Annotated in this window: 23 protein-coding genes; 13 read left to right on the top strand and 10 right to left on the bottom strand. The window is 62.8% G+C overall.

The genetic code is table 11. From position 1 onward, the window contains the following. Window positions 1-85: 85 nt before the first annotated feature. Both MHZ91_RS22025 and MHZ91_RS22020 read left to right on the top strand, forming a co-directional pair. Window positions 86-886 (top strand): class II aldolase/adducin family protein, encoded by an 801-nt coding sequence (locus tag MHZ91_RS22025; protein WP_175138615.1) that lies wholly within the window; start codon window positions 86-88, stop codon window positions 884-886. A gap of 97 nt (window positions 887-983) precedes the next feature. Further along, a complete protein-coding gene (locus MHZ91_RS22020) occupies window positions 984-1,943 on the top strand; it encodes a tripartite tricarboxylate transporter substrate binding protein (RefSeq protein WP_175186458.1) in 960 nt (319 codons plus the stop codon). Between the two features lie 7 nt (window positions 1,944-1,950). Here MHZ91_RS22020 and MHZ91_RS22015 read toward each other — a convergent pair whose 3' ends face one another. Further along, window positions 1,951-2,862, bottom strand: a complete 912-nt coding sequence (locus MHZ91_RS22015; RefSeq protein ID WP_239215704.1) for a LysR family transcriptional regulator — start codon at window positions 2,860-2,862, stop codon at window positions 1,951-1,953. Between the two features lie 257 nt (window positions 2,863-3,119). On the opposite strand from MHZ91_RS22015, the gene MHZ91_RS22010 reads away from it, so the two are divergent. The 6 genes from MHZ91_RS22010 (at window position 3,120) to MHZ91_RS21985 (ending at window position 8,173) form a co-directional block, all read left to right on the top strand. Next, on the top strand, window positions 3,120-4,127 hold the full coding sequence (locus tag MHZ91_RS22010; protein WP_105239799.1) for an ABC transporter substrate-binding protein: 1,008 nt from the start codon (window positions 3,120-3,122) through the stop codon (window positions 4,125-4,127). A gap of 99 nt (window positions 4,128-4,226) precedes the next feature. Beyond that, window positions 4,227-5,000 carry an ABC transporter permease gene (locus MHZ91_RS22005; RefSeq protein WP_175124396.1) on the top strand — a complete coding sequence of 258 codons (774 nt, stop codon included), beginning with the start codon at window positions 4,227-4,229 and terminating at the stop codon, window positions 4,998-5,000. Continuing rightward, window positions 5,001-5,822, top strand: a complete 822-nt coding sequence (locus tag MHZ91_RS22000) for an ABC transporter ATP-binding protein (protein WP_239215702.1) — start codon at window positions 5,001-5,003, stop codon at window positions 5,820-5,822. Window positions 5,823-5,864: 42 nt separating this feature from the next. Next, entirely contained in the window at window positions 5,865-6,047 is a 183-nt protein-coding gene (locus MHZ91_RS21995) for a DUF4089 domain-containing protein (RefSeq protein ID WP_056563598.1), read from the top strand. Next, window positions 6,044-7,432, top strand: coding sequence for an AtzE family amidohydrolase (locus MHZ91_RS21990; RefSeq protein WP_239215700.1), 1,389 nt, complete (start codon window positions 6,044-6,046; stop codon window positions 7,430-7,432). The genes MHZ91_RS21995 and MHZ91_RS21990 overlap by 4 nt, the downstream gene beginning before the upstream one ends. A 33-nt stretch (window positions 7,433-7,465) precedes the next feature. After that, entirely contained in the window at window positions 7,466-8,173 is a 708-nt protein-coding gene (locus tag MHZ91_RS21985; protein WP_175124264.1) for a GntR family transcriptional regulator, read from the top strand. 29 nt (window positions 8,174-8,202) lie between these two features. Here the strand turns inward: MHZ91_RS21985 and MHZ91_RS21980 are convergent, their stop codons facing one another. Next, window positions 8,203-8,742, bottom strand: coding sequence for an antibiotic biosynthesis monooxygenase (locus MHZ91_RS21980; protein ID WP_239215698.1), 540 nt, complete (start codon window positions 8,740-8,742; stop codon window positions 8,203-8,205). Between the two features lie 200 nt (window positions 8,743-8,942). Between MHZ91_RS21980 and hpxZ the strand changes: the two genes are divergently transcribed. Both hpxZ and MHZ91_RS21970 read left to right on the top strand, forming a co-directional pair. Further along, window positions 8,943-9,317 (top strand): oxalurate catabolism protein HpxZ, encoded by a 375-nt coding sequence (gene hpxZ / locus MHZ91_RS21975; protein WP_239215696.1) that lies wholly within the window; start codon window positions 8,943-8,945, stop codon window positions 9,315-9,317. A 127-nt stretch (window positions 9,318-9,444) separates the two neighbouring features. Next, entirely contained in the window at window positions 9,445-9,999 is a 555-nt protein-coding gene (locus MHZ91_RS21970; RefSeq protein WP_218344542.1) for an NADPH-dependent FMN reductase, read from the top strand. Between the two features lie 50 nt (window positions 10,000-10,049). Here MHZ91_RS21970 and MHZ91_RS21965 read toward each other — a convergent pair whose 3' ends face one another. The 3 genes from MHZ91_RS21965 to MHZ91_RS21955 form a co-directional block, all read right to left on the bottom strand. After that, on the bottom strand, window positions 10,050-10,949 hold the full coding sequence (locus tag MHZ91_RS21965) for a hypothetical protein (protein WP_239215694.1): 900 nt from the start codon (window positions 10,947-10,949) through the stop codon (window positions 10,050-10,052). Between the two features lie 60 nt (window positions 10,950-11,009). Next, window positions 11,010-14,000, bottom strand: a complete 2,991-nt coding sequence (locus tag MHZ91_RS21960; RefSeq protein WP_239215692.1) for a T6SS effector BTH_I2691 family protein — start codon at window positions 13,998-14,000, stop codon at window positions 11,010-11,012. Window positions 14,001-14,906: 906 nt separating this feature from the next. Further along, window positions 14,907-15,122, bottom strand: a complete 216-nt coding sequence (locus MHZ91_RS21955) for a dodecin (RefSeq protein WP_056563617.1) — start codon at window positions 15,120-15,122, stop codon at window positions 14,907-14,909. Between the two features lie 186 nt (window positions 15,123-15,308). Between MHZ91_RS21955 and MHZ91_RS21950 the strand changes: the two genes are divergently transcribed. Continuing rightward, complete coding sequence (locus tag MHZ91_RS21950; RefSeq protein WP_175138624.1) at window positions 15,309-15,827, top strand: DUF6496 domain-containing protein; 519 nt, start codon at window positions 15,309-15,311, stop codon at window positions 15,825-15,827. A 52-nt stretch (window positions 15,828-15,879) separates the two neighbouring features. Here the strand turns inward: MHZ91_RS21950 and MHZ91_RS21945 are convergent, their stop codons facing one another. Continuing rightward, a complete protein-coding gene (locus MHZ91_RS21945) occupies window positions 15,880-16,782 on the bottom strand; it encodes a LysR family transcriptional regulator (protein ID WP_218344540.1) in 903 nt (300 codons plus the stop codon). A gap of 113 nt (window positions 16,783-16,895) precedes the next feature. Here MHZ91_RS21945 and MHZ91_RS21940 point away from each other — a divergent pair, with 113 nt between their 5' ends. Next, window positions 16,896-17,690 (top strand): SDR family NAD(P)-dependent oxidoreductase, encoded by a 795-nt coding sequence (locus tag MHZ91_RS21940; RefSeq protein WP_218344539.1) that lies wholly within the window; start codon window positions 16,896-16,898, stop codon window positions 17,688-17,690. Window positions 17,691-17,715: 25 nt separating this feature from the next. Then, window positions 17,716-18,729 carry a zinc-binding alcohol dehydrogenase family protein gene (locus tag MHZ91_RS21935; RefSeq protein ID WP_239215690.1) on the top strand — a complete coding sequence of 338 codons (1,014 nt, stop codon included), beginning with the start codon at window positions 17,716-17,718 and terminating at the stop codon, window positions 18,727-18,729. Between the two features lie 64 nt (window positions 18,730-18,793). Here MHZ91_RS21935 and MHZ91_RS21930 read toward each other — a convergent pair whose 3' ends face one another. The 4 genes from MHZ91_RS21930 to MHZ91_RS21915 all read right to left on the bottom strand — a co-directional run. Further along, the gene (locus MHZ91_RS21930; protein WP_239215688.1) at window positions 18,794-19,150 is read right to left on the bottom strand and encodes a hypothetical protein; all 357 of its coding nucleotides are present in this window, start codon (window positions 19,148-19,150) and stop codon (window positions 18,794-18,796) included. A 67-nt stretch (window positions 19,151-19,217) separates the two neighbouring features. After that, window positions 19,218-20,120, bottom strand: coding sequence for an aldose 1-epimerase (locus MHZ91_RS21925; RefSeq protein ID WP_239215686.1), 903 nt, complete (start codon window positions 20,118-20,120; stop codon window positions 19,218-19,220). Window positions 20,121-20,218: 98 nt separating this feature from the next. Then, complete coding sequence (locus MHZ91_RS21920; protein WP_239215684.1) at window positions 20,219-20,611, bottom strand: YkvA family protein; 393 nt, start codon at window positions 20,609-20,611, stop codon at window positions 20,219-20,221. A gap of 163 nt (window positions 20,612-20,774) precedes the next feature. Further along, a partial coding sequence (locus MHZ91_RS21915) for a hypothetical protein (protein ID WP_239215683.1) occupies window positions 20,775-21,316 on the bottom strand: 542 nt, incomplete at its 5' end.

Below are 21,316 nucleotides of genomic sequence, written 5' to 3'. Positions count from 1 at the left end.
CTAGGCGGTCGGATTTTCTGAAGATAAATTGATCCACATCAAGTCGCAGCGCGGTGCATGCGACGATCAACCTTCACGAAATCCGATGACCACTTCCCCCTCTCGTCCCGGCCGGCTGGGCATTTCCTCCATGCGGGCGCACTGCTCCGAAGCGGAATGGCAGGCCAGGGTGGACCTTGCCGCCTGTTATCGCCTGGTCGAGCTCTACGGCATGGCCGACATGATGGCCAACCATATCTCGTCCCGCGTGCCCGGCGAGGACAACGCCTTCCTCATCAACCCCTACGGGATGATGTACGAGGAGATCACCGCGTCCAGCCTCATCAAGGTCGACGTGGACGGCACCATTCTGTCCAAGCCCGATTTTGGCGATCTGGACTACGGCATCAACAAGGCCGGCTACGTGATCCACAGCGCGGTCCACGCCCACCGGCACGAGGTGGACTGCGTCATCCACACGCACAGCTGGGCATCGATGGCCGTGTCGTCGCTGGAGTGCGGCCTGCTGCCGCTGACGCAAACCGCAATGCGCTTCCTGAAGATCGGTTATCACGACTACCAGGGCGTGGTGCTGGGCACCGAGGAACAGGCGTCGCTGCTCGAGGACCTGGGCCAGGGCGAGGCGCTGATCCTGCGCAATCACGGCGCGCTGACCGTGGGACGCACCGTGGGCGAGGCCTTCAACTGGATGCACCGCCTGGAACTGGCCTGCCGCTCGCAGTTGGCGGCGATGGCGACGGGCGCCCCGCTGCAAGCCGTGCCGCCGCCCGTCCTGGAGGCCACCTGGAACAACTACCAGCCCGGCACGCGCCGGCCGTATGGCGTCATGGAGTGGCCCGCGCTGCTGCGCAAGCTGGACCGCATCGACCCCGGCTACCGGGACTGAGGCCGCGCCCGGAATCCCCCTGAACATTTCCAGCGCCGGCCGGCGTGGCGGCACGGCGCGATATCCCACACGACAACGACCACGCGAGGAGACATTCATGAACACTGCCCAAGCCCTGCTGGCTTGCGCGGCGCTGGCGGGCGCCTGTATCGCGCCCGCCGCCAGCGCCGCCGGCTACCCCGACAAGCCGGTCAAGGTCATCGTGGCGTTCTCGCCCGGCGGCACCACCGACACGCTTACGCGCAGCGTCACGAACACGCTGACGCAGAAGCTGGGCCAGCCCTTCGTCGTGGAAAACAAGCCCGGCGCGGGCGGCAACATCGGCACCGAATACGTGGTGCGCGCCGCGCCCGACGGGCACACGCTGATCGTGAACTCGGTCGGCCCCATCGCCGTCAATCCCACGCTGAACAAGCTGAACTACGACCCGCTGACCGACCTGGTCCCGATGGTGCAGATCGCCACGGTGCCCAACGTGCTGGTCGTGCCGCCCTCCTCGCCCGCCAAGGACATCCAGGGCTTCCTGAAATACGTCAAGGGCGCGCGAGAGCTGAACTACAGTTCGACCGGCGTGGGTACGTCTTCGCACCTGTCCAGCTACATGCTGATGGACGAACTGAAGGTGAACGCCACGCACGTGCCCTACAAGGGCGCGGACGCGGTCAACGATCTGCTGGCCGGCCGCATCGACTTCATGTTCGCCACCATTCCGTCCGTGATCGGCCACATCCGTTCGGGCAAGCTGCGCGCGCTGGCGGTCAGCACGTTGCAGCGGTCCGCCACCCTGCCCGAACTGCCGACCATCGCCGAATCGGGGTATCCAGGCTTTGACGCCGGCTCGTGGTTTGGTTTCTTTGCGCCCAAGGGCACGCCGCAGCAGGTGGTGGAATTGGTCAACCGCGAAGTCAACGCCTCGTTGCCCGCATTGAACGAGCAGATGATTCGCGAAGGCGCCGAGCCTGTCGGCGGCACGCCAGCGCAATTCGCCACGTTCATCAAGGGCGAGCACGACAAGTGGGCCGTGCTGGTACGCAAGTTCGACCCGCAGGCGCATTGACGCTCGGTTAATGGGCTGATCCCATACCCGGGGCCACGACGGCGGCCGTGAACTGATCCGAGGCGCGGCACGCCAGTTCCGCCACCAGCCGGATCGCGTCCGAGCCGCCGCTTTCCAGATAGCTCACCACCAGTAGCTGCGGCGGCACCGGCAGATCGGTGCGGATGACCTGGATCTCGCCGCGCGCAACGTACTCGTACATGGGCGGCAACGGCACAAGCGCACGGCCGAAGCCGCTGCGCACCAGCCGCGCCAGCGCCGAGATCGAACTGACGAAATGCACCTTGCCCTGCGGCATGCCGACCTCGCGGTACAGGGCCTTCAGCGCCTCGTGCGGCTGCGATCCCGGGCTCATCGTCAGCACCGGCTCGCCGAGCAGATCGTGCGCCGTCATCGTCTCCTCGCTGCCTGGCGGCCCAACCCAGCCCATCTCCATCGGCAGACAGGGCATGCTGATGATGCCCGTGTCGTTCAGCACGTCGGTCTGGAACGCGATATCCAGCGTGCCTTCGCGCAACCCGCGATGCAGGGCGCGCACCGTCTCGGACGTCAGCTGGACCTCGATGCCGGGATACGTGGACCGCAGGTTCGTCAGAAAGCCGATCAGCCACGTATGCACCACGGTCTCGATGGCGCCGATCCGCACCAGACCGGCGACCTCGTCGCCGCGCTTGCCCAGCGACAGGATCTGCTGGCGGATCTCGAGCAGGCGCTCGCCATAATCCAGCAGCCGCGCACCGACCGCCGTGAGCTTCAGTTCCTTGGCATCACGTTCGAACAGGCGCGCGCCGATGTCCTCTTCCAGCGATGCGATGCGGTTGGCCACGGCCGCCTGCGTGATATGCAGGCGGTCGCTCGCGGCGCGAAAACTTCCCAGCCGCGCGGACCACAGAAAGGCTTCGACAAAACGCGTGTTCATGCGCCGATGCTACTGCCAACGCAGCCGGGGCGGGACGCGTCGTTGCCGGCGAGCGGACACGGCAAGAGGACACGTTATGTCCCCTTATGTGGTGCGCCCTGCACCAACTTGGTTCATGCCGGGCACCAGCCTGAGGCGGCGTGACCCGGCGTCATGGGAGAAGCCGCCCCGCGCAAAACCTGGCACGGCTATTGCTTGATGACTGGTATGCAAGCTTGTCTACAAGCGCCCCCAATCAAGCAGCCCAGGAGCCTTACATGATCCATCGCAATGCACCCTACGCCTTCAACGCCACCCGCCGCCGCCTGATCCAGGGCGCCGCCATGGGCGCGGCGGCGCTCGCCGCCCCGGCGCTGGTGCGCGCGCAATCGGGTCCGGTCATCCGCATCGGCTTCTGGCCCGTGGCCGCTGGCCTGCCGTTCTACGCCGCGATCGAGAAAGGCTATTTCAAGGAAGCCGGCCTGAACGTCGAGGCGCTGAAGTTCGCGGGCGCGCAGCAGGTCATGGAAGCCATGCTTGCGGGCCGCGCCGATGGCAGCGCCAACGGCACGGGCTCGGCCAACCTGGCCATCGGCGAGATCGCTTCGCCCGGCCTGTTCAAGATTTTTGCGTCCAATCCCAGCAACGCCAAGAACGTGCTGGATGAGTTCATCGTCGCAAAAGACAGTCCCATCAAATCCATCGCAGACCTCAAGGGGAAAAAGGTCGGTTCTGGTCCCGGCATCCAGAATTCCACGCTGGCCAAAGCAGTCCTGGAGCGCGCCGGCGCAACCGGGGCAACCGTGGTCGAGTTGGCGATCAGCCAGCACGTCGCCGCGGTTGCCGCCGGCCAGTTGGACGCGTGCTACACGCTGGAACCCACGGGCACGGTGGGGCGCCTGAACGGCACGACCCGCGTCCTGGAGACCGGCGTCATCGCCAAATACGTCCTGGGCGATCCGATGGCGCCGTGGTTCGGCGGCTCGGCTTCGCTGACCACCGCCTTCCTGAAAAAGCATCCCGAGGAAAGCAAGAAATTCATCGCCGCGTATGCGCGCGGCATCGAACTGATCCGCACCAAGCCTGAAGAGGCGCGCCCCTTCCTGAAGGGCTACACCGCCATCGAAGGCCCGATGACCGAGGAAGTGCCGCTGGCCGCCTACACGCTGCACAACGAGTTCACGCCCAGCGACGTGCAGTACTTCCAGAAGTTCTTCGACCTGTTCACCGACAAGGGCGTCTTCGCGCAGAAGGTCGACGTCTCGACCATGCTCTACAAGGGTTGATCCATGACCGCAACCACGGCTACGGGCGCCACGCCCGCTCCTTCCCCGGCCTCCGCTGCCGCGCTGGCGAAGACGCAGCCCGCCAAGGCGCAACCGGCCATGTCCAAGCCGCCGCGCAAGTTCGACACCTCGCGCCTGCTGCCGCTGATCGGCCCGCTCGCGCTCTTTGTGGTGTGGGACCTGGTGGTCCGCCTGCAGCTTGTCAGTCCGGTGTTGCTGCCCACGCCCAGCGCGACCATCGTGGCGCTGGTCAAGGGCATGGCAGGCGGCCCGCTGCTGGCTGACTTCCTGTCGTCGCTGAACCGCACCGTTCAGGCCTTCCTGATGGCCGGCGTGATCGGCGTGCCGCTGGGCGTGCTGCTCGGAAGCAATGAAAAGGCCTACCGCAGCGTCGAGTTCCTGGTGGACTTCTTCCGGTCCACGCCATCCTCCGCGCTGATCCCGCTGTTCCTGATGATCTTCGGCGTGACCGACATGAACAAGATCGCCATCGCAGCCTTCGCGGCCGTGCTGGTGATCCTGTTCAACAGCGCGTACGGCGTCATCAACGCCCGCAAGCAGCGCGTGATGGCGGCGCGCGTGATGGGCGCGTCGCGCTGGCAGATCTTCAAGGACGTGCTGATCTGGGAAAGCCTGCAGCCCACGTTTGTCGGCCTGCGCAGCGGCGTGTCGATGGCGCTGGTCATCGTGATCGTGGCCGAGATGTTCATCGGTTCGGACAGCGGCCTGGGCAATCGCATCATCAATGCGCAGCAGGTGCTGAACGTGCGCGAAATGTACGCCGCAATCCTGGCGGCCGGCGCGCTCGGCTATGTGCTCAACATTCTCTTTCTCGTGCTGGAAAAGCGCGTGGTTCATTGGAGCGGCCGATAAATGTCCACCGTCATCAACCCCGTCATCGCCCCCGCGCCAGCCGCCGCGCCCTTCCAGCCCGGCCCGCTGGGCACGCACATCACCATCCGCGGCCTGACCAAGTATTTCGCCGGCTGGCCGCTCTATGAAGACTTCAACCTCGACATCCCCAAGGGCAAGATCGTCTCGGTCTTCGGCCCCAACGGCTGCGGCAAGTCCACGCTGATCAACATGATCGCCGGCCTGATCCCCATCGATGCCGGCGAGATCCTGTTCGACGGCAAATCGCTGGCGCAGACCAAGATCGGCTACGTGTTCCAGAACTACCGCGAAGCCATGTTCCCGTGGCTGCGCACCATCGACAACATCGCCTACCCGCTGCGCCTGGAAGGCCGGAGCAAGGCCCAGGTCGATGCGCGGGTCGAGGAACTGGTGGCGTCGTTCGACGTGAAGTTCGACCTGAACCGCTATCCGTACGAGCTGTCGGGCGGACAGCAGCAGACCGCGTCCATCATGCGCGCGCTGGCCCCCGGACCCGAGGTGCTGTTCCTGGACGAACCGTTTTCCGCGTTGGACTTCGAGATGACGCTGTTCATTCGCGAAAAGCTGCAGGAAGTCTTCCTGCAGACCGGCACGACCATGCTGCTTGTCTCGCATGACCTGGAGGAAGCGGTGTACCTGGCGGATCAGGTACTGCTCTTGACCAAGCGCCCCACGCGCGTCGCGGAGATCCTGGACTACACGGACGCGCGCCCTCGCACGGTCGAGACGCTGTCCGAGCCAAACTTCATCCAGATGAAGAAACTGAGCCTGGAAATCTTCCAGCGCGAAGTGCGCAAGTGATTCCACGCTATTAATCCCAAGCCAATACCGGGAGCATTCGCCATGACACAGGAAACCATCGACCAATACGTGCGCAGCGCGCTGGCGCTGTCGGGATATGCGTTGCGCGAGTCCGCCGCCGAGCAGGTCGTCCAGCAGTTCTCGCGCATCCACGACATCGCGTCGACCTTCGCCGACGAGCCGCTGCCCGTGGAACTGGAATCCGCTTCGGTGTTCCGTCCGTGACCGGCCCCGCTCACGACATCGCCCGCCAGGTCCGCAGCGGCGAACGCAGCGCCGCCGCCGTGCTGGACGCCACGCTTGCCCGCGTGCGCGAGCGCGATCCCCGCTACAACTGCTTCACGGCCGTCACGGAAAGCCGCGCGCGGCAGGAAGCCCTGGCCATCGACGCGCGCCGCGCACGCGGCGAAACGCTGCCGCCCTTGGCGGGCGTGCCGTACGCCGTGAAGAATCTCTTCGATATCGCCGACGAGGTCACGCTGGCCGGCGGGCGCGTCAACGCCTCCAACCCGCCCGCTCGGCGCGACGCGCTGCTGGTCGAGCGCATGCGTGAAGCGGGCGCCGTGCTGATCGGCGCGCTCAACATGGACGAGCACGCCTACGGCTTCACCACGGAAAACACCCATTACGGCGCCTGCCGCAATCCGCACGACACCTCGCGCATCGCGGGCGGCTCGTCCGGCGGCAGCGCCGCCGCCGTGGCGGGCGGGCTGGTGCCGCTGACGCTGGGGTCGGACACCAACGGTTCGATCCGCGTACCTGCCTCGCTGTGCGGCGTCTTTGGCTTGAAGCCCACCTTTGGCCGCCTGCCGCGCACGGGTTCCTTCCCGTTCGTGGGCAGCCTGGATCATCTGGGGCCGTTTGCAAACAGCGCCAGCGACCTGGCCGCCGCTTACGACGCACTGCAAGGCCCCGATGCCGCGGACGTCGCCTGCGCGCAGCGCCCGGCGGCGCCCACGTTGCCGGCCATCGCCGAAGGCAATGGACGGCTGCGCGTCGCGGTCCTGGGCGGCTACTTTTCGGAATGGGCGGGCCCCCAGGCGCGCCGCGCCGTGGAAATCGCCGCGCGCGCCCTGGGCGCGACCGACGTGGTCGACATGCCGGCCGCCGTGCAGGCGCGCTCCGCCGCCTTCATCATCACCGCGGCGGAAGGCGGCGCGCTGCACCGCCGCCGGCTCGTCACGCATTACGACTACTACGAACCGCACTCGCGCGACCGCCTGGTCGCCGGCAGCCTCGTCCCAGCAGCCTGGGTGCAGCAGGCGCAGCGCGTGCGCCACCGCGCCTACCTCGAGGCGCTGGCCCTTTTCGACCAATACGATGTGCTGATCGCCCCCGCCACGCCCGTCAGCGCCACGCCCATCGGCGCGGATTGGCTGACACTCGCGGGCAAGCAACTGCCCGCCCGCGCCAGCATGGGGCTATTGACTCAACCCATTTCCGCCATCGGACTGCCGGTCTGCACGGCGCCCACGTGGCCGGAACTGGACGAAGACGGCCACCTGCCGCTCGGCGTGCAACTGATCGCCGCGCCCTGGCGTGAAGCCGATTGCCTGCGTGCGGCCCACTCGCTGGAGCAGGCTGGCGCGGCACGCACACGGCCGGTTTGACGTTCCCTACACCGCAACGCCTGGAGCTTCGACATGGAATCCGCATTCGCCGCCATCGACATGCCGCGCACGCTGGCCGACTCCGCTTACACCACGCTCAAGCGTGACATCCTGGAGTTCCGGCTGGCGCCGGGCGACCGCTTCACCGAAACGGAGATCGCGGACCGGCTTCAGGTCAGCCGGACGCCGGTCCGTGAGGCGCTGTTCCGGCTAGAGCGCGAAGGCTATCTGGAGGTGCGGCAACGCAACGGATGGCTGGTCAAGCCGCTGGATTTTGAAACGCTGGATCATTTCTATGAGCTGCGCAGCGTGCTGGAAGCGGCAGCGGTTCATGCGCTGTGCACGCCCGGGCAATCGCCCGATCCGCTGCTGGCGCTGCGCCCGCTCGTGGAGACGTGGCTGGTGGATGAGAGCGAGCGTTCCAGCGATTGCGAATGGCTGGCCGACCTGGACGAGCGCTTTCACATCGAATTGGTGGCGGCCGCCGGCAACCCAGAGATCGCACGGGTGCATCGGGCGGCAACCGAGCGGATCCGCATCGTGCGCCGGCTCGACTTCACCCAGCCCGATCGAATCGGCACCACGTACCGGGAACACGCCGCGATCCTGTCCGCCGTACTGGCGCGCGACGGCGCGAGCGCCGCGGCGCTGCTGCGCGCGCATATCAAGGACAGTCAGGAGGCCGTGCGCAAGATTACGTTGCACCGGCTGTACGCGACACGCCGCGCGAAGGCGGCGTGAAGGCGGGCGGGGGGGCTCGCCGACCCGGTTCAGCTGGCGCGCAACCAGCGGTGCAGTACGCGCGTGATGACGGGAATGCAGACAAACACCATGATGGGCGTCAATATCACGCTCGTGATCAACACACGCCAGAACACCGGCAGGATGCTCAAGTGCTCGCTCACCAACACCGAGAACACCAGCAGCACCGGAAAGTAGGCCAGCCAGATGCTGACCGCCTGCTTCCAGCGCGGCGGCGTGCTGGCCTTCGGCGCAAACCACCCAGCCGTGCCGCTCACCCGATGCTCGTGACTCGCGCGCACCAGCGTCGCGCCGCGCTCCAGCCACATGCGGCGTGGCAGGGACTTTTCCCATCGGCTCAGGCTGGCCTCGTCGGTGAAGCGCAGCACAATCTGATACTCATCGCCGCCTTCCGGCGGCTGCAGCACGCCAGACCCGAGAAACCCCGGAAAACCCGCCGCCAGGATTTCGCCCTGACGCATCCAGGACAGGAAATCGCTATAGCGCTCGGGCGCGATGTGGCGCGTCACCAGCATGGTGACCGGACCGGGAACGGCAGAATGAGACATGGCGGAACTCCTGGGCAGCGTGCAGCGTGTTATGCACGTTAACCCTAGCAATCCGTGTGCCAGCCTTGCGGCGCAGCATTTGCCCCTTGGCGGTGTCATTCAGCCAGATGGCCCGAGTAATTGCGCACCGCAACACACCCCATATTGGTGATAACCCCTACAAGACGCACCAGTTCGGTGCATATCGGAGATAAGCAGCAATGGACATCAACCTACCCGACGTCTTGGCCGAAGTCACGGCCGCCGTTGAATGCTACGAAGCCGCGCTGGTTTCCAACGACGTGCAAGTGCTCGACACCCTGTTCTGGAACAGCCCTCACACCCTGCGTTACGGCGCCGGCGAAAACCTCTACGGTTACGACGAGATCCGCGCCTTCCGCGCACAGCGTTCCCCGCAAGGCCTTGCAAGAGAGGTCATGCGCACCGCCATCACCACATATGGCCAGGACTTCGCCACCGCGAACCTGGAATTCCAGCGCGAAGGCAGCACGCGCATCGGACGCCAAAGCCAGACCTGGATGCGGACGCCGCAAGGCTGGCGCGTGGTGGCGGCGCATGTCAGTTTGATGACCTGAGGCGGCCCTCGGCCTTGGCACGACTCGCGACCGACGACGCCATATGAATATGCGCAATCGGCATTGAGCCTGGCCCCGTGCAGGTCTACACTGGCTGTTCCTTTTTCCCTCGTTGGAGCACACGCTCATGAGCACATACAAGATTGCAGTCTTTGTCGGAAGCCTTCGTGCCGCCTCGATCAATCTGCGCCTGGCGCGTGCGCTGGAAAAGCTGGTTCCGGCCGACTTCAAGTTCGAGTATGTGAGCCTGGGCGACATCCCGCTCTACAACCAGGACAACGAAAACAACCTGCCCGCGCCCGCCGCCAAGCTCAAGCAGCAGATCGCCGACGCGCAAGGCATCCTCTTCGTCTCGCCCGAGCACAACCGCTCGGTCCCGGCCGCCATCAAGAACGGCATCGACTGGGGCTCGCGCCCGTGGGGCCAGAACTCGTGGCCCGGCAAGGCCGTCGGCATCGTGGGCGCATCGCCCAGCGCCGCTGGCACCGCCATGATGCAGCAACACCTGCGCAACATCCTCGCCGCCGAAGGCGCCAACGCCCTCACCACGCCAGAAGTCTTCCTGCAGTATTCCGAAGGCCTGGTCGACGACCAGTTCAACATCACCAACGAAGGCACCCGCAAATTCCTGCAGGGCTGGGTGGACCGCTACGTCGACTGGGTCAAGAAATTCAACACCTGATCTGCCGCCGACGCCGGCCACGCGCAGCGTGCCGGCGCCGATCGCCCGACCTACCTCCGGGCGATCAAGCCCCTCGATTCGTCGAGGGGTTTTTTTTGGTCAGAAATCCGACTTGAATCGGGATTTTCAGACCCCGCGAAGTGCATCGGTGGCGGCATACCTTGGACCTTCATAACTCGGCACACCGCGTACCAACACAGTGCGCAAAACATGTTGTAGGGGAAAAACACGAGCCATAGAGGCAAAAGCCAATTGCTCTTTCCTTGCAACTCATTGGGCTCTCCCGTTCGCCAAGGGACATAATGGCGCAACGCTTCGGCGGGAGTCAGGAAGATGCGAACATTTGGGCGATTCCACCAGTTAGATTCGCCTGGTTCGGGCAGCTTGCCTGGACCTTCGTCCATGAATATTCGAATGAACTCCCATACTTGCCCGACATACATCTCGGACGCCTCGGTCGGCGCATTGCTTTCGACCGAAACGAACAGTGACACCGGCGAGGATTTTGTCCCGCAATGAGATACAGACTCAGCTTGCATTCTCAATATTAGCGAATGCATCACAACCACTGCTCTGCCAGTAAATTCCACTTTGGATTGCTGACCCGCAACGGCAGACCTCCAATTGCCTGCAACCAACCGTCGGCGCTCCCTGTAGTACACCTGCTTGGCGGACCTATCAAATATAAAATCCGATTCATTTTTTATTATTCGAAGGCTAATCGCAAGCATAAATGAGACGAAAACAGCTAGCGACGCCATTGAGATCAAAAACGCATAGTCAAATTTTGGCTTTCCGTAAATTTCAGCCAGAAAGAAACATGTTGCTGCGCCAGTGCCGCCAACGAGGACAGACGCATACACTTTCCCCGTAGCAGCTGAGCTCGCCACCCACGGGTTTCTTATTCGCAACCGGGTATCGTCGGTCTCTACAAGTTGATCCCCGATCATGGGCGTGACACCGGCAGTGTCATTGCTCGACCAAATCCAATTTATTGACATATAAACCGCTCAATCCTCTAGCAGAAAGTTGGCGCCAGCGACGGCTTCTTCATCCAGCCCCTGGTTGGGCTTAAATTCGATTGTCAATATCGCGTTGGAGAAGCCTTTATCCTTGATTTTGAAATGCAACACCAAACCAGCGGACGTGACGTAGCAAGCAGGTTCCAAGCCAAACACCGTAATTGGCGGCAGACCAAGTCCAACATTTTTTCCCACACTGCCCAGCCCCCCGTCCCACGTGCTTTGCCCCAAAATAAATCCGGGCAAGAGCACAACGAATTCAACGTCATCATCAGAAAACCATCTATCGTGCCACCCGCTCTCCATGCCATTCAATTTGACAGATTCGATCTGATCAGAATCGAGTAGGATCGGGGCGAAAAACGCCTGATACCAATCCTTCATCTCGGCGCTGATATCAACATATCTTGGAAGATTAAGATCTTTGTCAACTAGGATGCCTTCCCGCTGCTCGCCGTCATTTTTCAAGTTTCCGAATTGGCACCGTGCGGCCCAAAGCTCCATAGCAGAATGCGCCTCAGCAGCCGCCAGGGAATGGAACCAAATACCGCCGGCCAGTAAAGCCACGCCCGTTAGGACGACTGCGGCCGCCACCCAGCCGACAACGGGAACGGATGCAGACACTCCGGCAATCGCCGTTCCACCGGAAAGAACTTTAGCAATGGCGCTCGTCCCTAAGAGCACTCCCGACCCCACCGCCACCAGAGTCCCTCCGGCGTACGTATAACTGCCTGCCGCCTGATTGCCGCCCTGGAAAAGGCGATTGGCCTTTAGAGTATCCGCCGCTATACCTGCAATAATTGCAAGCCCGCCAGCAGCCGAAGCATAAAGTTTGGACAGAACGAGTTTCTTCAATGCAATAGAAAAGGCCAAACCAGGAATTCGATGGCCAAATTTCGCCCTTACCGCAGAGTAAGCGGATCGCGTACTCATCGCTGCCGAACTTATGGAACTTATGATCCCAAGAAGCGCCGACGCAAAATTCAACGCAGCTTCGTGCGAGTATTTGCTTTCCACCGTCTTTAGCGCATACCCAAGATTGATAATGTTGAAGTAAACCACTCCGAAGTTAAGACCAGCTGCCATTGTCGTGCCACTCAAGGACTTGAGCTTCGGCTTCAACGTGGAAGTCTGCGTTCGCTCGATCGCTACCGTTCTATTTCCTTTAACGCTGACGCTGCTGCTGGCACGTTCCACCTCAGCCATACCTTTGTCCACGAATTCCTTTAATTCCTTGGAAAGCTCGTGTTTTGTGGTCAGCGTATCTAAAATGCTGTAGCGTCCGGCCAGCAAGCCCACTGCTTTTTCTAAATTCGCCTCGCGCGCTGCCGCGTGGACTTGTTGGCGGAGATTCCGGCTTGCATCCCACCGAGTTTTCCCCTTGAGCCGCTTTAGCACTACGGTGGTAACGGTCTGGGATGTCAGGTCCGTGACGCCGTTGATCGGTGGAAATTTGAGGCCAAGCTCAGAGATGACAGCATCTGGTGCGCCCAGTATCGAGCCAACTGCATCCGCTTTATCTTTAAACGGATTGAATGCAGCTAGTGAAATATAAACAGCGCTGTCAGGATCGTCACACCATCTCTCGAGCCGTTCATATCGGGAGTCGCCCTCGTCTTTAACGGCGAGCGATTGCGTCATGCTCTGCAACATCAACGCGATAGACAACTCCAAGCCTGCCGCAGACTGACGGTCATTCCTATCAAATGTCTCGAACATCGCAGCCAGACTCTTCGGATCGACCTTATGCTTCGATTCCGCGGTGGATATCCAAGCGTCATGATCCGAACATGCTCGGTCCAGTTCATGCACCATCACACGCAGTTGCGCGTCTGCTTCTTTGCGTTGCCTTAAAAACTCGAAATAACGCTCTGTATCTATTCTTTTAGCCAGGCGCGCCCCAGCCGAAGACATTCTTTCGTCGGTCAAAACTTCATATTCCAGCTGCTCCTGCGATGGTATCGACCGATTCGTCGGCTGATTCCGATGCCACTCGCCTCTTCTTGACGCGATGCTCGCTGGGTCGCCGCGGTCAGCGGGAAACATTGACTTCAAGGCACTAGTCAGCAGCAAGGCGGTCAGATTCTTGTGATGAAACTCTGAACTGGCCAGGTGGATTTGTTCGACATCCAAGCTGAGACAGTCGGGCAGGTGATGCGTACTGGCGCCGTCTGCCCGCTGGCCAGGCCTGCGTTTTAGATCCGTAATCTGATGCTGATACGCAGCGGCGATCAAACCCAAATCAAGGCTGATGCCCTCGGCGTCATTGAGCGCGACCACCACAGGGACGCGAGGTCGCGTGAAGCGGTAATGGTTGCCCTGAGCGACAAAGGTCGCGACCGACAGGTCATCCTCGCTGGCGTGGCAACTCCATTCAAGCGGCATGCGCTGCCCAAGGGGCTTGAAGTCTTCCACCCAATCCGTCAAAGCATCGGCCGGCAGTATGTGGGCTTGACCAGACGGCGATTTGACGCCGGAGGTCAGTTCGACCATGTCCAAGGGTCGCATGTGAAGCTGGCGCGCTTCAGGATCTTTGGCAATCCTGGCCGTCATGGCATTCGTCCAAAGATGTGTGCTGTAGCCGATCCACACCTCTTTGGCGGTGTCCGTGCTGGTGTCTGCCCACACCCAGCCCATGCGCGCTCCCGTCCTGTACCTGTTCGTCTTGTCGTAGTCCTCCAGACCTGTGTACGTCAGTTCCTGATAATGTCCCTCACCGTCGTACTCATGGATAACGAGCTTTTCGCCCTTGGGACCCTTCATGAACACGTAGACGTATCCCGGACGAAGCGCGCGCAAGGTATAGGACGAAAGCTGCAGACGCTGGAAACCCGCTTCCAGATTGAAGCCGGACTTGGCGTACCGATACAAGGCAGATCCATCCGCATGCGGGACGATCGCATACCGAATAGGGAGAATGGGGATGCGCGGGCAGCAGGCCGGCGCCGACGTTGCTCCGCCGGCCGTTGTCTTGGACATAGGTGGTTTCCTTTGCGTGCAGACCTATCTCCACCTTCGAGGAGGATCCAGGCCGCCAATAGGAACGCGTCCACCGCAAATGGGAAGTCGCGAAGGACGCGCATGGAGTGCGCTTGCATTACCCCATACCTACCCACCATCGGATATCAGACAAAAACTATTTTTCGCGGCAAACGGCCTGAATGTTCACAAGCTCTCGCCGGCCTGCAAGCCGTGACGACATTTCGTCAACTCCAAGCGAGCTAGAACCGGCGTTGCACCACACCGCCCTTGATAGTTCCGGACCGAGCCTCCGGAGGTTCTTCCAGTCGGCCGCACTTATCCCCTTCAACTGTGGAGAAAGGTGAGGACAGCCTTGGGGCAGGTGCAAAATTCCCTGTCCCGCCAAGCACTTGCAGGGCGCGGTCAATAAATACGCAATCATCCTTTTGGACGATTTCCGGCGGAGTTATCCCCGTTTTCAGGCGCGAGGCGAGGCGGAAATGTTGATCTCGCACTCCAATGTGGATTTGTCCCCGCCTTCTGTGGAAAAGCATGAGGACAGTGTGCGCACAGGTTGAAAATCCTGTTGCATATCAACGCCCTGCGGGGCGTGGTCACGAAAGGCCCAAACGCAGTTTGTTTGGGACTATGTTGTCCCCGCCAAATGTGGATAAGCCTGAGGACAGCCTAGGGGGAGTCTGCAAAAAGCCTTGCAGGTCATGGACTTGCAGGCCGCGGGCAAGAAACGCTCACTAGGCAACCGAGATGCGGGCTGCATCGTGAATGACAGGCCTCTTGCAAAAAGCAGACGGGCTTGTCCCCATGGAATGTGGACAAGCCTCTGAACAGTCGCACAACAAGTACAGAAACCCGTTATGTGACAGTCACTTGCGAGGTGCGGTCAAGGAATGACCAGCACCGGGATCAGGAATCGCCTTCGAGGCGCATGCCGATCTTCAATCCCACCTGCCAGTGCGCCACCTTGCCGTCCTTGATGTGACCGCGCACTTCGGTCACTTCAAACCAATCCAGGTTGCGCAAGGTTTCGGACGCGCGCTCAATGGCTTTCGCGATCGCATCGTCGGAGGATTTGGTGGAAGAGCCCACCAACTCGATCTGCTTATAGACATGATTCGACATAGCTCGTCTCCGCTGTGAGGTGAGTCGTGAATCGTCGGTGCTTGGCCGTGTTCCGGCGCTTACGACCGGCAATCCATTCGAACACACAGGATACCTGCGCAGCGATAGAGTGGTGTTACGAGTTCCGTCGCGCGGTCTCGACCGGCGACGGAATCGCTTTTGCAACGCGAAGCAAAGGAGATCACCATGCCTGAACGAAAGACCATCGAACGCGCCAAGCGCGACAAGCGGGAGGGAAAGTCCGCGTCGACGCAGGCCGGCGAATTTGTGCGCGAAGAAATCGACAACGTGCGCGAAGGCAAGCATGGCGTGCGGTCCAGCAAGCAGGCCATCGCGATCGGCCTGTCCAAGGCGCGCCGCGCTGGTGTGAAGCTTGGCACGCCCAAGAAGGCCAGCGCCGAAACCAAACGCAAGGCCGAGCAGGACACGCGCGCGGCACACGACGGCCATGCCAAGTCGAGCACGCGCTCCAAGGCCGCAACCAAGGCCCTGAAGAAGGAAAGCACCAAGCCCGCATCGAAGTCGGCGCTGTCACGCAACGCGACCAAGACGGCGAGCAAGCGCACGGCTGCGGACCGCTCGGCTGCGGCGCGCAAGGCCGCGGCGACCAAGGGTGCGGCTGGCCGCTCGGCCGCTGCCAAGAAGGCGGCGCGCACGCGTGCGGCGAACAAGCAGGCAGCGGGCGGGCATCACGCGGCGCATTGATTTGGCGAATGGCTGCGGCGTATCCCTGCCGCGCCCCCCCATCAACGCGCCGCTAACCGGCCTCGAACGCCTTGAAGCGTTCCTGCAAGAACTCCCGCAGCCGCCGCACTGCGGGGGATAGGAGCATGCGGTGCACGCACAGCAGGTACAGCGGTGACGGTTCGCTGACGTAGCCGGTCAGCAGTTCGACAAGCCGGCCCGCACGCAGATCCGTCAGCACGTCGTAGCGTGATTTGTACGCCACGCCGTGCCCAGCCAGCGCCCAGCGACGCACCAGGTCGCCGTCATCGCCGACGCGATCGCCCTTGACCGGAATGGTGAGGCTGGTGCCGTCATGCTCGAATGTCCAGCGGTCATGCAGGGTTTCGCCGAGCACGAACGACAAGCAGTTGTGCCGCCGCAGATCCGCCGGCGTTTGCGGCACGCCATGTCGCGCCAGATAGGCGGGCGCGGCGCACACCACGCGCCGGTTGTGTTCGGCAAGCGGCAGCGCGACAAGGCTTGAGTCGTTCGGCGTGCCGTAACGCACGGCGATGTCGACCGGCTGCCGGTACAGGTCCGCCAGCCGGTCGCTGATGCGCAACTGGAAATTGACGCGGGGATGCTGACGCTGAAACTCGTCCAGCCACGGCAGCAGCACGTGGCGGCCCAGGTCGGAAGGGATCGACACCGACAAGGTGCCGGCGATGTCCGTCTTGTCGCGCGCCATGGCGTTCTTGCCAGCCTCGAGCGTGGAGATCGCTGACCGCGCGTACTCCAGATAGCGCTCGCCGTCGCTGGTCAGGCGCAGGCTGCGCGTGGACCGCACAAACAGTCGCGTCTCCAGTTCCTGTTCCAGCCGCTTGAGCGCGGCACTGGCCACCGCCGGCGTCAGGTCGAGCTCGCGCGCGGCGGCGGAAAAGCTGCCCAGATCCGTCGCAGCAACAAAGATTCTCAAATCCTCGAATCGGACCAATTCCGGCCTCATTTTCAAAAAATTATTGAAACTGCCTGCGATGCTAGCCGGTTTTTCATCGCCGCGGTGTGGGTAATCATGCACTCATTCCCCGACACGCAAGGAGTCACCGCATGAACATCGAACTGAAGGGCAAGAAGGCGTTGGTCACCGGATCGTCCGGTGGCATCGGCCTGGCTATCGCCACCGGACTGGCGCAGGCCGGCGCGCAGGTCGTCCTGCATGGTCGCAATGCAAGCAAGCTGGCGCAGGCCGCGCAGACCATTTCGCAGCAGGTGGCAGGCGCGCAGGTCACCACCGTGCAGGCGGACCTGGCCACCGCGGACGGCGCGGCGTCGGTCAGCGCCGCGCATCCCGACGTAGACATCCTGGTCAACAACGCCGGCACGTTCACGCCCAAGTCCTTCACCGAAATCACCGACGACGACTGGCAGGCCATGATGGACACCAACGTCATGAGCGGCATCCGCCTGTCGCGCTATTACCTGCCGCGGATGCTGGCGGCCAACTGGGGCCGAATCGTGTTCATCTCCAGCGAATCCGCCGTGCAGATTCCCGCCGAGATGATCCATTACGGCGTCAGCAAGACGGCCCAGCTGGCCGTGTCGCGCGGCCTGGCCGAGCTGACTGCGGGCACCAATGTCACCGTCAACGCCGTGTTGCCGGGCCCGACGCGCTCCGAAGGCGTCTCCGACTTCTTTGCGGAAATGGCCAAAGAGCAAGGCGTTTCGCAGGAACAGATGGAGCAGGACTTCATCGCCCAGCACCGCCCGACATCGCTGCTGCGCCGCCTTGCCACGGTGGAAGAAGTGGCGAACATGGTCGTCTACACCTGCTCGACGCAGGCGTCAGCCACCAATGGCGCGGCCCTGCGCGTGGACGGCGGCGTGGTCCGCTCCATCATCTGATCCCTTGAATCACCAGAACCCCATCATGAAAGCCATTGCCTACTTCAAGAACCTGCCCGCCGACAACGCCGACGCGCTGCAGGACATCACCGCCCCCGAACCCGTGCCGGGCGACTACGACCTGCTGGTGGACGTGCATGCCATCTCGGTCAATCCCGTTGACGTGAAGATCCGCGCCAACCGCAAGCCGCAGGAAGGAAAGCCGGAAATCATCGGCTGGGATGCCGCGGGCGTGGTGCGCGCGGTCGGCGCCCGGACCAGCCTCTTCAAGCCTGGTGACCGCGTCTGGTATGCCGGCGCGTTGACCCGCCCGGGCGCCAACAGCGAACGCCACATCGTGGACGAGCGCATCGTTGGCCACATGCCCAAGAGCCTGGATTTTGCGCAGGCCGCCGCCCTGCCCCTGACCACCATCACCGCGTGGGAACTGCTGTTCGACCGCCTGCGCGTGCTGGACAACGCCGCGCCCAGCCAGCGCAGCCTGCTCGTCATTGGCGCGGCCGGTGGAGTTGGCTCGATCCTCGTGCAGTTGGCGCGTCAGCTCACCGGCCTGACGGTGATCGGCACGGCCTCGCGTCCCGAAACCCAGGCTTGGGTGCGCGAACTGGGCGCGCATCACGTCATCGATCACACGCGGCCGCTGACCGAGGAGCTCAAGCGCATCGGCATTGAAAACGTCAGCTATATCGCCGGCCTGACGCACACGGACAAGCACTTTGCGCAGATGGCCGAGGCGATTGCGCCGCAGGGCAAGATCGCGCTGATCGACGACCCGGCCGCCGTGGACGTCCGGCTCCTCAAGGGCAAATCGGCGTCGCTGCATTGGGAATTCATGTTTGCGCGGCCGCTGCACAACACGCCCGACCTCATCGCCCAGCACGAGCTGCTGAACCAGGCCGCCCGCCTCATCGACAACGGCACCCTGCGCACGACGCTGGGCGAGCACTACGGCAAGATCAACGCCGAAAACTTGCGGCGCGCGCATGCCTTCATCGAAAGCGGCAAGGCGCGCGGCAAGATCGTGCTGGAGGGGTTCTAGAAACGCGGCGATCCCGAGCGGGATCGCGTGCGCCGGCGCGGGGCGCGGGGCGCGACCAGACCTGTCAGCCTCGGCCTTCGCGCTTGGCGCGTGCGTGCGGATCGTTGATTTCGGCTTCCAGCTCGGCAATCAGCCACTGGAACCAGCCGTTTTCCGTGCGGGCATAGACGGCGGCCGCCGGCGTCTTGCCTTCGCGCCAACCCGTCTGATGCGCGTCCATCCAGGCGGACAGGCTCTTGTGCGGCGCCAGCAGGCCGGACAGCCACGACCACACGTAATCGGGCACGTTGCGGCGAAAGCCCTTGGCGCTGGCATAGATGGTCGGCTCCAGCGGCAGGTTGCCCGCACGAGCCAGCTTGGCCTGCGTCCGGCGCAGCGTCTCGACAGCGGCCTCCAATTGTTCGGTGCTGAGCTTTTTCACGTACGACTCCTGATTCTTGATTTGTGCGGATTATCGCCGCAGGGTGCGGCGGTTACCAAGCTGCCATTTACCTTTTGCGAGCCGGCGCAAGGCCTAATAGCAGCGTGGCGGCAAAACGCTCGCCGGGTTCCAGCACCTGCATGCCGGTGCGGGTCTCGCCAGCCGCAGCGAGGTTGAACGCGTCGGCCACGTTGGTGACCGGTTCCACACAAAGAAAATCCGCGCCCGGGGCCGTGTACACCACCAGATGCGCGAATGCCGGATCGGCATGCAGCGCCAGTTCGTGCCCATCGGGCCAATGCAGCGTCGCGCGGCCCTGCCACTGCGACAGGTACGTGTCGCAGCCCTCGGCGGACTGGCGCAATTCACGCACTGTCGTCGTTTTGCTTCCCGTGGGCAGGCCATTCTCATCCGACGGCCAGATGCGTCGAGCGTGCAGCGACACGCGCTGGGCCGTGAAATACGGATGGATGCCCATACCGCATGGCATCGGGGTGTCGCCTTGGTTGGTGATGGACAGCTTCAGGCTGAGCCCGCGGCTGTCCAGGCGCCAGCGCTGCACGCATTCAAACGGCCAGGGCCAGCCCAGCACGCCAGCGGGTTGGTCGAGCACGAGGTCGACGCTGTCGGGTGTCAGATTGCGGACCTGCCAGGATCGGAAGAGCCCGGCGCCGTGGATCGCCTGTGGCCGGTTCGGCACGGACTGGAGTGCGTATCGGGCGCCGTTGAAGGTGAAGACGCCGTCGCGGATGCGGTTGGAATATGGCGCGAGCGGATAGGATCCGGCGCGAGGCCATTTGCCGGCGGGCCATTCGGTGGCGGTCAGGGGCACGATCCAGTCGTGAGCGCCGGTGGAGAGACGCGTCAGACGCCCGCCCCCGTCTGGGGCGAATTCGGCTTGGTGGTCGCCGCTGGAAATGGACACGCGCTCGGTGGCGTTCAGGACGGCGGGAACGGCAATGTCGGGCATGGGGGTGAAACTCCTGCGGCGTCCACGTGCGCCACGAGGGGGGATTGTGCCCGGCGGGGCAATAAGGCTGCAAGTTGGCGGGATCGTGACGCCGTCCGCTAGTCTCTGGCGGACCACCACAGCCATGCCGACGCGGCAAAGGCTGCCCAGGCCGAAACGATCAATATCGCGCCGAGGACGCTCCGGGGCTTTGCACCCTTTTCTCGCATCCATTCATCAGCCTGCTGGCGGCAATCCGAGATGACATCCGAAGGAAGGAGTTTGATGGTCAGCCAGATCAGGACCGGGAGCAGCAGGACGTCGTCAACGTATCCCAGCACCGGGATGAAATCCGGAATAAGGTCGATCGGGCTCAAGGCGTAAGCCACGACCAGCACGCCGAGCGCCTTCGCGTACCAGGGCGTTCGCGGGTCCTTGCCGGCAAACCATAGCGTGACGCCGTCACGCTTGATTCGTTTGGCCCAGGTCTTCAACTTTTCGCTTGTGGTCACGGATGGGCAGACCGTCTGGATAACGCGCCAATTGTATTAGCCGGCATGCGGATCGGCGGGGCTTGCCATCGGTAAGGGGCGCTGCAGATCACGGCGCGGCCGCTGGCTCGTCTAACGCTTGAAGATGTCTGACACTGGACGGAAATGTTTAACAAGTCGCTTGTCAGATGCTGAGCCAAGTCGCCAGCGGCGACAACGACAGCAGCACACCAGCCCACGCTACCTTGCTGCCATCTCGGTGTATGGCATATACGCCGGAAGCCACGCCGGGAAGCCCGGGGATCAATTCGAAGATGAAGTACGGCCAGAGTCCCTCGTGCATCACCACCCACCAGTGCAACCAGGCAGTAGCAATACCGCAAATCAGCGCAAGGATGCTGTAGAAGGACCAACCCAAATCGCGCAGCATGCTGATTCCCTTCTGCTGGTTAATGCTGTTGCCTCGCTTGGTTAGCGAGCAATCGTACCCGAACAGCGCAAACGCAACCGCGAAGGTGATCGTATCTGCAAGCGTATCGGCTAGATCGCCCGGCATGGTTTTGAACGTACGCTCGATCTCAATCTGGCCCTTCATTGCCCGATGGAGTTCGACGGTGTCAAAAATCGAGGGATTTCGGTTCCAGCCACCGTGCACACGAACCGCCCGCCGATCCGAAAAATCGCAACCCGCCGCCAAATCGTCCCGCCCCAGCTCAGCAACCCCTT

The organism is Achromobacter sp. ACRQX (assembly GCF_022346505.1).
Lineage (GTDB): Bacteria > Pseudomonadota > Gammaproteobacteria > Burkholderiales > Burkholderiaceae_B > Achromobacter > Achromobacter animicus.
This window is presented reverse-complemented; position numbering and strand designations above follow the sequence as displayed.

Coding starts and splice junctions, on each gene's coding strand:
- MHZ91_RS22025 (WP_175138615.1), top strand. CDS start 86: ATGACCACTTCCCCCTCTCGTCCCGGCCGGCTGGGCATTTCCTCCATG.
- MHZ91_RS22020 (WP_175186458.1), top strand. CDS start 984: ATGAACACTGCCCAAGCCCTGCTGGCTTGCGCGGCGCTGGCGGGCGCC.
- MHZ91_RS22015 (WP_239215704.1), bottom strand. CDS start 2,862: ATGAACACGCGTTTTGTCGAAGCCTTTCTGTGGTCCGCGCGGCTGGGA.
- MHZ91_RS22010 (WP_105239799.1), top strand. CDS start 3,120: ATGATCCATCGCAATGCACCCTACGCCTTCAACGCCACCCGCCGCCGC.
- MHZ91_RS22005 (WP_175124396.1), top strand. CDS start 4,227: ATGTCCAAGCCGCCGCGCAAGTTCGACACCTCGCGCCTGCTGCCGCTG.
- MHZ91_RS22000 (WP_239215702.1), top strand. CDS start 5,001: ATGTCCACCGTCATCAACCCCGTCATCGCCCCCGCGCCAGCCGCCGCG.
- MHZ91_RS21995 (WP_056563598.1), top strand. CDS start 5,865: ATGACACAGGAAACCATCGACCAATACGTGCGCAGCGCGCTGGCGCTG.
- MHZ91_RS21985 (WP_175124264.1), top strand. CDS start 7,466: ATGGAATCCGCATTCGCCGCCATCGACATGCCGCGCACGCTGGCCGAC.
- MHZ91_RS21980 (WP_239215698.1), bottom strand. CDS start 8,742: ATGTCTCATTCTGCCGTTCCCGGTCCGGTCACCATGCTGGTGACGCGC.
- hpxZ (WP_239215696.1), top strand. CDS start 8,943: ATGGACATCAACCTACCCGACGTCTTGGCCGAAGTCACGGCCGCCGTT.
- MHZ91_RS21970 (WP_218344542.1), top strand. CDS start 9,445: ATGAGCACATACAAGATTGCAGTCTTTGTCGGAAGCCTTCGTGCCGCC.
- MHZ91_RS21965 (WP_239215694.1), bottom strand. CDS start 10,949: ATGATCGGGGATCAACTTGTAGAGACCGACGATACCCGGTTGCGAATA.
- MHZ91_RS21960 (WP_239215692.1), bottom strand. CDS start 14,000: ATGTCCAAGACAACGGCCGGCGGAGCAACGTCGGCGCCGGCCTGCTGC.
- MHZ91_RS21955 (WP_056563617.1), bottom strand. CDS start 15,122: ATGTCGAATCATGTCTATAAGCAGATCGAGTTGGTGGGCTCTTCCACC.
- MHZ91_RS21950 (WP_175138624.1), top strand. CDS start 15,309: ATGCCTGAACGAAAGACCATCGAACGCGCCAAGCGCGACAAGCGGGAG.
- MHZ91_RS21940 (WP_218344539.1), top strand. CDS start 16,896: ATGAACATCGAACTGAAGGGCAAGAAGGCGTTGGTCACCGGATCGTCC.
- MHZ91_RS21935 (WP_239215690.1), top strand. CDS start 17,716: ATGAAAGCCATTGCCTACTTCAAGAACCTGCCCGCCGACAACGCCGAC.
- MHZ91_RS21925 (WP_239215686.1), bottom strand. CDS start 20,120: ATGCCCGACATTGCCGTTCCCGCCGTCCTGAACGCCACCGAGCGCGTG.